Source organism: Streptomyces sp. NPDC051569 (assembly GCF_044454085.1).
GTDB lineage: Bacteria > Actinomycetota > Actinomycetes > Streptomycetales > Streptomycetaceae > Streptomyces.
Window position 1 is genome coordinate 130,291 of the sequence record NZ_JBITDJ010000018.1, and the last position, 9,989, is coordinate 140,279.

Here is a 9,989-nt window from a genome sequence, read left to right on the forward strand (position 1 = left end):
GCATCCGCGCGGCGAACGCGCCGAAACTCTCATTCTGTACTCGCAGTCCAGCACGTCCTTGATGGCTGCATAGCCGTAAGTGGCACTCGAGTCGTTGTGCGCAGAGCAGGAAGGCGGCGGCGCTCAAGGTGTTCCGGACGGTTGAAGTAGAGAGCTTCTTGGTCAAGAGCTGACCCGTAACCCCTGGCGGGGCACGACATCAGACGCGGTACTTCGTCGAGTTGTCGGAACGCCCGAAGGGTCACCCCCGCTGCTCGTCGGTGTCGTACAGCCGCCAGGCCGGCCAACGCGCCGCTTCGGCCTCACCGTCACCACCGCCCAGCAGATTCCGGCGGTGCAGCATGAGCCGGAGGTGGCGTGCCGCGTCGCCGTTCTCTTCCACTCCTCGATCGAGAAGCACGGCTCGGGGGGCAGCTCCGCCGACGCCGCGCACCACGGCGTCCGTGGGATACCCGTGAACGGTCTCGCCCAGCGTGACAGTGGCTTCTTCCGCTCGGGAGAGGGCCTGGTACAGGCGTTTGAGCAGCGCGTCCTCGTCTTCACCTCCCGGGGCCAGGCCGTCCCGCTCTGCGGCCTCAAGCAGCGCGGCCCCCACGCCTCCCCGTTTTCGCCAGAGTCTCTTGTCTCCCACCACGATGAGGTGACTGCGGGCCCGGGTGACGGCGACATTCCACAGGTTCAGCTGTTCACCCACCCATGCGACGGAACCCGGGTGCATGCCTTCGCCCACGACGAGGGAGAACACCATGACGTCGCGTTCACCGCCCTGGAAGGTGTGCACCGTGCCGATACGCAGACGCTCCTCGTCGTACGGGCGCAGCCGCTTGCGCAGGGTTTCGGCCTGTGCCGTGAAGGGGGTGACGACACCGACGGTGGCCTCGGGCGGGAGCTGGCCCAGCAGATAGTGGACGCTCTCGCGCACCTTGCTGATCTCGTTCTCGTTGAACCAGGAGCCACCGAACAGGGGCCGGGCTGCCCGCCCGGCCACATCTGTCCAGATGACGGCGGAGCGATTTGCCAGAGCTGGACGGCCACGGGTGTCGGTGAGAACGGTCAGCCCACCGTCGTAGAAGAAGTCGTTCGAGATCTCGGCGATATGCGGATGGCAGCGGAAGTGCTCGTCGAGAAGCAGCGTGCCGCCTGCGGATTGCTCGGCCGCGTGGAAGGCGGAGTGGCGCCGGTAGGCGAGGTGGTGCTTCTCCAGCCAGTCGGACCGCAGCCCGTTCCCGCGCCGGATGAGAGCCTCGCGGTGTGGGCTGGTGTTCGTGATGTGCGTCAGCTGCATGGGGTCGCCGATGACAAGGGCACGCCGTGCGCGGAACAGCAGGGGCAGGACTTGGGGGATGGCGCACTGGCTGGCCTCGTCGATGACGACGAGGTCGAAAAGGGCCGGGTCCGGAGGGAAACGCCGGGCGGAGAGGCTGGTGACTGCCCATCCGGCCACCGCGGGCGCGTTCATCGAGGTTCCCGAGCGCCCGAGGACCCTTCCCAACTGCGGCCAGTCGCCGCGTTTGCCCTCCCGAGCCGTCAACAGCTCCATGATGCGGCGGCGTCCGACCCAGGCGGCAGCTTGGACCTTGGTGGCGAGGAGCGTGTGTGAAGCGTCCTGGACGGCGCTCTCCGCATCGCGGACGGCACGCGTGAGCGCCGTGTCGTCAACAGCGGCCGCGTGCTCGCGCCCGTCACGCCATTCCGTCTCGGCCGCGGCGAAGCCGGCGAGCGCGAGGCAGCCCGTCACAGGATCACCGGTGTATCCCTCCAGGCCCACCTTGCGCAGAAATCGGGATCGGCGCCACGATCCGAGGAAGCGCGCGCGGGAACGGCGGCGTGCGCTGTTCTCCAAATCCTTCTGCAGTGGCGGCCCGCCGAGCAGCTCCTGGAGTTCGGTGACGGTGATCCCGAGCTGTTCCGCGTGGTGGGCTCGGGCCTCGCCTGCCTGGCGGAGCCTCAGCTCGGTCTCGGCGATGTGGGCCAGATGCCGCCGTACCTCTGCCAGGCGGTCGGTGGCCAGCGCGGTCGTCATGGATGCCGTAGCCACGGTGGTGGACGGCTCCGGGCCGGTACGCAGCGCGTGGAGCGCGGCGGCCTCGTGCTCCGCGTTGCTCTTGCCGGTCTTCCGTGCCGAGCCGGTACGCACGACGCTGCCGGGCACCAGCTCGTCGCATCGGCGCCATACCTCGTCCACGGCATCGTTGTTGGTGGATGCGACCAGCACGGTCTGACCTGCCGCGATCGCCGTGGCCACGAGATTGGCGACCAGCTGGCTCTTGCCGGTGCCGGGTGGGCCCGTGGCCACGGTGAGGCGACGGGTCATGGCGGACCGGAGAACCGAGCTCTGCGCCTCGTTGCAGGGCAGCGGAGTCACGAGGCTCGTCGGCTCGGGATCTGCGTGGGCGAGGCATCGGATGCGCTGCGAGGGGTCGGGCGCGAGCACCCCGAGGGCGGTCTTTCCGATCTGGTCCGTCTGTTTGGTGATGCCGGCGAAGTCGTTGAGAAGCCCTTTCGTGAAGTTCGTCTGAGGGCGTGCCGAGAACAGGACCGCGGTGTTGCGGGCCCCGTGGCCGGGTGTGCGCACGTCGATGTGGTTGGCGAGTTGGTCGGGACGGAGCTCCTGTACGCACGGCAGCTCGAACTCCTGGGTGAGGAGGTTGCGCACCTCCACCGCCATACGGTCGTGCTGTCCTCGATGCCACGACGGCTGAAACGTGTCGATGAGCTGGTTGGCCTCGTCCTCGCCCAGCCAGTCGTGGGCCAACTGAGGGTGTGGCTGGACCGGCCCGTACGGCTTCAGCCGCACCTCGCCCTCGCCCTCGTCCTCCTGGACGATCTCGACCCGGCGCACCAGCAGGGGCGCAAACTTCGGCTGCCGCCAGGGGCTCCCGGTCCGAGGCCCGGTGAGGAGCACGGCCGGATAGCCCGCCCAGAGCTCGGCGTCCTCCTTCGCCGCTGAATCCACCAGCGGTCCCGCTTCCTCGGGGAGCGCGACGCAGCCGTCGTCGTCGACGTCGCCGGAGATGAACCTCTCCGCGCCGTCCAGGCACACGTACGACGTGCCCTGACGGCTCACGTCCATCAAAGGTGTCTCGGCACTCTCGGCCAGGACGCACTCGCGGTAGTAGTCCAGCAGGTTGGTCCAGGTGGGTTGTGCGTGAGCGGACTTCACGGCGTGTGGCGGTGCAGCTTCTTCGGCGGCTGCCCGGGGCCGAGGACTCAGAGGATCGAGGATGGGGGACCGGCCGAAGGGGCTGTCCGCGATGACGATGCGGTCGTCGACGCCGAGCGCGGACTGCACCGGCACTTGACGCCTGCCGTCCTGGGCACGCATACGCCGGTTGACATAGTGGAACAGGTCGCTGACCGTCACCGCGCTGCCGCTGTCTTTGCTGACCTTCCCCGTGCGCAGCGCCTCGATGACCTCGCCGGTGAACGCTGACGGCTTCACATCATCGCCGCCGCTCGCGTCCGCGTACGAGTCCTCCCCGGCCCGCGAGGACGACAGGACGTACACGCCCCTGCTCGTCAGTGGGGGCCGCTCGCCGGATTTGGCCACGGAGCCGTCACCTTGCCGGTCCGATGTACGTAGACCCACGGCGAACCCGCCGCTGCGGCAGCAGTCGATCATCACGATCTTCTGCGGTGCGACGCACTCCTCCAGCGCGTCGTTGAGAAACCCGGCGCTGACTCCGGTCGCGGCCACCCGGTCATAGTCGGTGTCTTTGGCGGCGAAGTGGAACTCGCCGCCGTCACGTACGGTGCGCACACCGTGCCCGGAGACGTACACGAGCGCGAGTTCGTCATCGTCGCGCTCCTGGAGGAACTCACCAATGACTGCTCGCATGTCATCGGCGGCGAGATCGGATTCTGTCTGAACGGAGACGAAGTTGCCGATCTTGTGGTGCTTCAGGACTTGGGTGAGTCCCCATACGTCCGCCCTTACGGAAGCCAGCGAAGAGAAGCGGCCATCGTCGTAGTGCTCGTTGCCGATCAGGAGAGCCCGGCGCTTGTGGAAGCGGGTCACGTCGCGTCGTCATCCGATGCGGGGCCGTCGTCGCCGGCGACCCGGGCCTGGAACTCCCGGACCATGCGCTCCTGTGCGGCGTCCGGACGACCGGTGATCTTGATGGAGTCGTCCCCGACAGTGACCACGACCTTGCGGTGCCGCTCCTTCGCGCACCACTCCTTGATCAGAGTGATCAGGACCTGGGACGCCGGACGGGCGACGGCGGCGGTGGCGGCGGCCCAGAGCGCCACCTCACCGACGCCTGTGCCCTTGCTGCCCGGTTCGGTGGGTCCATGGGCGTCACGGAAGCCGACGACGAGATCGTCTGCCCTTTGCAGGCTGTCGTGCAGATCCCGAGTGAGACGCTCCTGCCGGAGCGTGTCGCCTCCTGTGGGCACAGTGAGTGTCCACGGCGATCCCCCGTTGTGCATGTGCCGCTCCTTGCCTTCGCGTATGCGCTTGCTGGTCTGTCCAGCGACTTTGGCACGTAGGCCGTCGAGAGGGACAGCCGGGGCTGAGCTGGAGGGACGGCATCCGGCCACGCCGCCCAGCGCCGGAGGAGAGGCGTCCGGCCACTGCCCGGGCTGCTCCGAGTCGGCACGGACCGGCAAGAGCCGGCCTCTCCACCGGGAACACCCCTCGTACGGGTCAGCCCGGGGAACGGTCGTCGGGCGATGCCTGCTCCGGCACCACCCTTATCGCGAGTGCGGTGCCGTCCGGCTGGATGGAACTCGCACCCCAGTCGTCGATGGCATCCGGCTCAGGCCAGTCATTCCGCCGTTCGTACGTCCGTCGGCGGTACTCCTCCACCTCGCCATCCGCGAGCAGCTTGTAGAGATCCGCGGCCACTCCGGAAAACGCTTCGACCCGCGTGCCGTTGATACGGAAGACCTGGTCGGTGCCGACGTACTGCTCCCCGGCGAAACAGGCTTTCGCGTCGTGGACGCTGGCAGTCCCGGCGTAGGCGGTTTCGCTGAAGTGCTTGCGGCCCTGCTCGTCGATCAAATACTGGCCGACAGTCCCACCGCCGCCAGCCAGGGAGAGCTGCCCGGCGGCGTGCGCCCGGGCGACGACGCGGCTGAACCACGAGAACTCCTTCTCAGGGATCAAGAATGCGTTGTGCCGTTCCGCCCCTCGTTCCTCGGGGAGGGCCACGGAGTCCACGTACGGCAGGGTCCGGCGGCCGATGGCCGTATCGGCTGAATCCGCACCGGCCGCCGGTCGTACCGGAAGCTCGACACCTCCATCCGTGTGCAGGACATGCACCGTCACACCGGCGGCGGCCAGGAACTCGGTCGAGGTCGTGAGCGCGGGAGTCGCGTTCCGCTGCCCCAGATGGAATCGCTCCACGCGCTCACTGCCCCGGGCCAGCTGCCTGTATGTCGTGCGAGAGCTTGCGGAGGTCTTCGGCTTCACGGCCTGGTGGTTGCCGTTCACGGTCACCACGAAGACTCGGGAGCCTTCACCGGGACGCCATGCCTCCAGCAGGAAGTCCGGCCGCGGCCTCGCGCCCAGAGTCCCGGCCGGCTTTGTTCGCGCGAAGCCGGGAAGCAGGACGGTTTCTGCGTCGACGATGCTGATCAGGTGGTCCGGATACCTTTCGCGAAGCGCCCATTCAGCGACGGCGAGCCCGAACGCTCGGCCCAGTTCCCTTGCCTGCATGGCCCGATAGGACAGTTCGGGCGCCTTCCCCTCATCGGTAAGGCGCAGACTTCCGTGCCGGTCGGCGGCAAAGGCGCGGCAGTATTTCAGCCCCTGCCAGTGCTCAGCCAGTCCCCTGCCTCGTCCTTGCCGCGCCAAGGCCGTACCGCGCGCGAACGTCGCGAGCACATCCCATGGAGTCACCCGTAGGGGACCACGCTCGGCCCGGGGTAGTTGGCGCAGGTCCGGCTTGCGGGGACCATGACCTTCGTTTGAGGTCTTCTTTTTCGCCCGCTCGCGGTCGACGGCGTTGGCTGCTTTCCCCACCCCGGCGCTGAGTTCGGTCGATGAGTTCACCTGCACGGTCAGAAGGTCACCGAGACGCTTGATCACGTCGAAGGCCGTGGAGTCCATGCAACGGGACGGTAGGAATTCCCGATATCGACGACAAGAATGCGATTCAGGCCATGGTGGCGCAGTCGCCCGACTCCGTGAGTAGCTGGACGGCTTCGTGCGGGGCGTGGTGGCCGGGGCGGTGGCCTTCGTAGGCGCCATGGCGCATGAGCCAGATGCCAGCCAAGGATCCAGCCTCCGTCGACGCGCAGGGTCTGACCGGTGATGAAGCCGGCGTCCTCGGTGGCGAGGAAGGCTACGGCCGCGGCGACGTCCTCCGGGCGGCCCCGGCGCTGGACGCACTGGCGGGCGAGCTGCCGGGCTGTCATGGCTTCCGGGTCGTCGACGACGGTGTCCTCAGCGGGGACGCGGATGGAACCGGGGGCGACACAGGTCGTGGTGATGCCGACGGGGCCGAGTTCGCGTGCGAGTGCACGGGTGAGTCCTTCGAGGCCGGCCTTGGCGCTGATGTAGCCGGCGAGGTTGTGGCGGCCCGCCGTGGCAAGGACCGAGCCGATGGTGATGATCCGGCCCCAACCGGCGGCCGTCATGGTACGGGTCAGCTCGTGGGCGAGGAGGTAGTGGCTGGTCAGGTTGGTGGCCAGGGCTTCACTCCAGTGGGTCGGAGTCGTCTCCGTCCACGGTCGGCGGGGATAGGCGCCGGCGTTGCTGATCAGGATGTCGATCGGACCGACCCGCTCGTGGGCCTGGTGGCAGAGGGCGCGTACGGACTCGACGTCGCGGAGGTTGGCCGCCAAGGCGATGGTGGTGCCGCCGCTGTCGGTGATGTGGGTGGCGAGCTCGGCTGCGGCCTGGTCGTCGTCGAGGTACGCGAGGGCGACGGTACCGCCGTCGGCGGCGAGACGGCGGGCGATGGCCGAGCCCAGGCCGCCGGTGGCTCCGGTTACCAGGGCGGTGTGGCCTTTCAGGGGGGCGGGTATGGCGACTCCAGCGGGCAGAGTGGAGTGCGGACCGAGGAGGCCCGACCGCTCACCTGGGATCACGTCTACCTGACCCCGGAGGACGGCATCCCGCCGCACGTCGCCGTGTGGCGGTCTGTGCGCAGGCACGGGGAGACCAAGACGGGCAAGAGTTGACGGACGATTGCCCTTCCGAAGCAGGTCGTGGACGTGCTGGTCGAACACCTGCGGTGGCAGAAGCAGGAGCGCGCCTCGCGCGGGATCGAGTGGCGTCCCGACGGCCGAGTGTTCACCACGCGGAGCGGAGAGCCGCTGGATGCCGCGAACGTGCGGCGCGACTTTCGTGCCATCGTGAAAAAGGCGGGGCTCGATCCCGAATGGACGCCGCGGGATCTTTGCCACGGCTTCGTGTCCCTGCTCTCCGATCACGGCATCCCGCTGGAGCGCATCGCCCTGCTGGCCGGCCACAGCAGTCAGGCGACCACCGAGGCTGTGTACAGGAAGCAGCTCCGGCCAGCGATCACGCAGGGGGCAAAGGCTATGGACGAGATCTTCGCCGAGCGGTAAAAGGCACCCGTGCCGAAGGCGCGATCAAATCCCTTTGGCCCCCTGTTTGCCCCCCAGGCATGTCAGAGGCCACTTACGGATATCCGTAAGTGGCCTCTGACCAGCGTCGGGGTGGCGGGATTTGAACCCACGACCTCTTCATCCCGAATGAGGTTCGACCATGATCTACATCTGGGCGATCTGTAAATATGCAGGTCAGAGCGTTGGCCTGAGGCGGTGTGGCGGGGCGTCGGTGGGTCTCAGGAGGAAGATCATCTCCCAGGATTCTTCCCAGAAGAGGGCTGCCCGTCCACAGAGTGCCTCGGCGCCTTAGGGCAGGTCATATAGCCCCTCTTCATGGCCTTCCAGGTCCTCTTCATCAACTAGTTCATCGAACGCTCGGAGTAGTGGGTAACCCACGTCTGGCTCGACTGCGGCGATATAGCACGCCCAGCCCAACAGGCGACGCCGGAACATCTCATCGCCCTCGCCGCCGAACTCTGTCATATAGGCGGCGTAGCCGAATTTCGATATCACGTGCAAGATCCATCGCATCCTGCGCTTTACCCTACGTGGAATCCGCGGCCCGTCCGATTCTCCGACATACAAACCGGTAACGTATTGCGGACCGCCGCGGCGCATGAATACGGTCTTTCGCGTGTTTACCGACCAGCCAGCGTCGTCGAGAATACGAGTGATATCCACTGAGTGGCGGTTAGTGACATCTCCAGAGAATGTCAGATCGTCCACGTAGCGCGTAAAAGAAAGGTCCTCCGACCGTGCATAATCAGCGAGGGAGCGGTCCGTGCTCAGGAAAGCCAAATTAGACAAGAGGGGCGACGTACTCAGCCCGATTGGCAGCTTGCCGCCAATAGTAACGAGATTGACGGCAAGTTCCGCAGCCTTCTCTTCATAGCCTTGCTCTCGCAACAAATCCCGTATTGTTGCGGCACCAATGGACGGAAAGAAGTCCTCAAGATCCATGCGCAAGACGCACCTCTTTGCAAGGTGCTGACTGGCATTGCTGATCGTGGAACGTCCACGAACGAACCCGTGAACATGGTCGGGAGCTTCATACGAGAACCGGCTCGTAAAGCTTCGATGTAGATTCTTGCTAATGGTATCGAATGGCGACTTCAGCTCGAATATTTCTCGTATTCCGCCGTGCTTCTTGCGATGCCTCCGCTGGACATAGAAGATCCCTTCACCTGCAGGAAGATGTGCGGATAGCCATTCCAGATCCTTGACCGACAAGAAGGCTTGCTCCGCCAGGTGATCAACCGAAAAAGCCATTGGTTCCCCTGCCGTGGCACGTCAGGAGGTAGGGCCACACTCCCGTGCAAGGACTATCATGCAACGCGCGCGAACTCGCGCACAACGTTGACCGCAGCCCTACCTCGGGCTGGAGTGTATCACATATCAATGAAGTGGGTCCTTTCGACTGGAAATGCGGCCGTGCTCGAACGAATAGAGCATAGAAATGGACGGCTCAATCTCACGGAATCCCCTGTATGGTCGGCCTTTCGGGTCCAAGGTGCGGCCGGCTTGGAGCCATCTACTTACGGCTGCCATGACATAGTCGATGATGGCGGTAGACATGTAATCGCGCTTGGCGACCATTGCAAGTTTCAATTTCGGCAGCGGCGCTGTTTTGCCGATTGTTTTGTGGGCCTGCTTGGTGACGGCATTTGGTAGTCGACCAATGATCGACGCCATCTCTTCGCTCTGTTCTATGTGACAAAGCAGCTCGGATTCTTTGCGATGTCGGATCAATAGATCACTCAACAACTTTATATACATGAACTCGATTCGCTCGGATTCCGTACCGCCAGGGACGCGCGTTCGATTGGTGACGAGCATATACGTCTTGAAGAAGGTGGCCCGCATCAGTTCTAGAAATGGAACAGAAATCTCTACCGGATCGTTCGAACTGTGAAAACCATCCTTGCGAAATTCTTCGAAACTGCCAAGTCCAGTCAAGCTCCCCCTTGCGTCTAGACGTTTGTATAAATCGCGAATTCTCACCTCAACATCTTCTGCATCATCGCCCAGTTCAACCGCGCCGACAATCAATGGCTGGGAGGTATTTCCATTTCCTGACTCGTCCATAAATATTTTCACTAATTAGCCGTTCGTGTGGCCTGCCGCAGTGCCCGCAATCCGCAAGCTATCCGCACCATCGCGCTTTCGGGGGTAACAGTGCCCACCAGGCCATGCTCGGCGTTTCCCGGTCTCACAACCTAGAATTCACTGAATAACCCCCCACCCTATACGGGGCAGCCTCTATTGATCAGAAACTCATGGGGTTCACTCGTCGAGGATGTAGCGGACGTGCGGGGCTTTGAAGTAGCCGGTGACGATGTGGGGCTGGCGCTGTCGGCGGTGGAAGAAGCGGCGGGTCTCGGCGGCGAGTTCGGCCCGGTTCCTTGCCCGGTGGGTATGGGGCAGGCTGCGTTTGAGGTCGGCGTTGACCAGCTCGTCCGGGTTGA

Annotated in this window: 6 protein-coding genes and 3 pseudogenes; 1 reads left to right on the plus strand and 8 read right to left on the minus strand. The window is 65.1% G+C overall.

The genetic code is table 11. From position 1 onward, the window contains the following. Positions 1–241: 241 nt before the first annotated feature. The 5 genes and pseudogenes from ACIBAE_RS23395 to ACIBAE_RS23415 form a co-directional block, all read right to left on the minus strand. Positions 242–4,018: an AAA domain-containing protein gene (locus ACIBAE_RS23395; RefSeq protein ID WP_399288871.1), complete on the minus strand. Its 3,777-nt coding sequence runs from the start codon at positions 4,016–4,018 to the stop codon at positions 242–244. Next, positions 4,015–4,431, minus strand: a complete 417-nt coding sequence (locus ACIBAE_RS23400; RefSeq protein ID WP_399288874.1) for a hypothetical protein — start codon at positions 4,429–4,431, stop codon at positions 4,015–4,017. Before ACIBAE_RS23400 ends, ACIBAE_RS23395 begins: the two co-directional genes overlap by 4 nt. Positions 4,432–4,648: 217 nt before the next feature. Beyond that, positions 4,649–6,055: a hypothetical protein gene (locus ACIBAE_RS23405; protein ID WP_399288877.1), complete on the minus strand. Its 1,407-nt coding sequence runs from the start codon at positions 6,053–6,055 to the stop codon at positions 4,649–4,651. Between the two features lie 67 nt (positions 6,056–6,122). Next, positions 6,123–6,221 (minus strand): annotated as a pseudogene (locus ACIBAE_RS23410) (histidine phosphatase family protein); the annotation flags it as partial. A 16-nt stretch (positions 6,222–6,237) separates the two neighbouring features. Continuing rightward, a pseudogene (locus tag ACIBAE_RS23415) lies at positions 6,238–7,179 on the minus strand (SDR family NAD(P)-dependent oxidoreductase); the annotation flags it as partial. On the opposite strand from ACIBAE_RS23415, the gene ACIBAE_RS23420 reads away from it, so the two are divergent. Beyond that, positions 7,138–7,521 (plus strand): tyrosine-type recombinase/integrase, encoded by a 384-nt coding sequence (locus tag ACIBAE_RS23420; protein WP_399288892.1) that lies wholly within the window; start codon positions 7,138–7,140, stop codon positions 7,519–7,521. The pseudogene ACIBAE_RS23415 and the gene ACIBAE_RS23420 overlap by 42 nt on opposite strands. A 309-nt stretch (positions 7,522–7,830) precedes the next feature. Here the strand turns inward: ACIBAE_RS23420 and ACIBAE_RS23425 are convergent, their stop codons facing one another. The 3 genes and pseudogenes from ACIBAE_RS23425 to ACIBAE_RS23435 all read right to left on the minus strand — a co-directional run. Then, positions 7,831–8,793, minus strand: a complete 963-nt coding sequence (locus ACIBAE_RS23425; protein WP_399288880.1) for a reverse transcriptase family protein — start codon at positions 8,791–8,793, stop codon at positions 7,831–7,833. 126 nt (positions 8,794–8,919) lie between these two features. Continuing rightward, complete coding sequence (locus ACIBAE_RS23430; protein WP_399288883.1) at positions 8,920–9,609, minus strand: hypothetical protein; 690 nt, start codon at positions 9,607–9,609, stop codon at positions 8,920–8,922. Between the two features lie 198 nt (positions 9,610–9,807). After that, positions 9,808–9,989: pseudogene (locus ACIBAE_RS23435) on the minus strand (IS630 family transposase); the annotation flags it as partial.